Source organism: Arthrobacter sp. Y3225116, from assembly GCF_059091245.1.
Window position 1 is genome coordinate 1 of sequence record NZ_JBNHGL010000599.1, and the last position, 334, is coordinate 334.

The 334-nt window shown below is 75.7% G+C and carries 1 protein-coding gene; it reads right to left on the bottom strand.

Features of this window, described 5'->3' with window-relative positions:
* On the bottom strand, positions 1-334 hold a 334-nt coding region (locus AC5RV2_RS19150; RefSeq protein WP_494093638.1), incomplete at both ends, for a fluoride efflux transporter FluC.

Sequence of the window (334 nt, forward strand, 5' to 3'; positions counted from 1 at the left end):
GGCGGCCAGGCCCGCGGCCAGGGACAGGCCCAGATACAGCAGCCAGTCGGCGTGGCGGCCCTGCGCCGCCAACTGGTCGACGGCCAGCGCAACGGCGGAGAACGTGGTGAACGAGGCGAGCAGCCCCGGGCCCAGCGCTGCCCGGAGCCAGAATGCGGTGCCGGGACGTTCGGTCCAGAGGGCCGTGAGGACGCCCAGCAGCAGGCTGCCGGCCACGTTGATGGCCAGCGTGGTCCACGGGATGGAGCCGCCTTCAGGGAAGGCGACGCCGAGCAGGTAGCGCGCCTCGGCGCCCGCGAAGCCGCCGACGGCGACGGCGGCCCAGGCGCCCGGG